Source organism: Agromyces sp. NPDC055658, assembly GCF_053618155.1.
Map to the genome: position 1 here is coordinate 814 of NZ_JBSHHD010000098.1, position 694 is coordinate 1,507.

Here is a 694-nt window from a genome sequence, read left to right on the forward strand (position 1 = left end):
CCGCTGTTCACCGGCTGGTCGCTGCTGAGGTATTCGGGATTCGAGGGGCTGCCGAGCACCGATGCGGTGGCCGACCGGTTGCGCGCAGAACACCCCGATTACGTCGCGATCGACCTGCACCAGATGTACACCCCGCAGCCCGACGGCTCACTGCTGATCGGCGATACCCACTACCGCGACGTCTCCGCGCCGCCGTTCCAGTCCGAAGAGGGCTTCGCCGTCCTCCTCGAGGAGGCCCGGAAACTGTTCGGGGTCAATGACATCGAGGTCACCGAGCGCTGGCAGGGCGTGTACACCTCTGCCCCCGGTCAGGAATTCCTGATCGAACAGCCCATCGAGGGCACCCACGTCGTCACCGTCACCACCGGTATCGGCATGACCACCAGCATGGGCCTCGCCCACGCCAGCGTCGGCAACGCGCTGGACCGACTCGTCGCCACCGTCTGAACGATCCAACTCGAAGGGACAAACCAATGGGAACCAAAGCAACTGATCCGATCAGCCTCGTCGTGTTCGACATGGCCGGAACCACCGTCGAGGACAGCGGGCTGGTTCAGCAGTCCTTCCTGGCCGCCGACAATCACGCGGGTCTGTCGAAGACCGAAGCCGATCGCGAGGAGATGCTGCGCTACGTCTCCGACACCATGGGGCAGTCCAAGATCGTGGTCTTCCGGCACCTGGCCAAGGGCAACGA

1 protein-coding gene and 1 pseudogene are annotated in these 694 nt (G+C 64.4%); both read left to right on the top strand.

What is annotated here, in order from left to right; translation table 11 throughout:
• Window positions 1–447 (top strand): FAD-dependent oxidoreductase (locus ACWGPE_RS18775; protein WP_452049277.1); only part of this gene is annotated, 447 nt, incomplete at its 5' end.
• A gap of 26 nt (window positions 448–473) precedes the next feature.
• Window positions 474–694: pseudogene (locus ACWGPE_RS18780) on the top strand (haloacid dehalogenase); the annotation flags it as partial.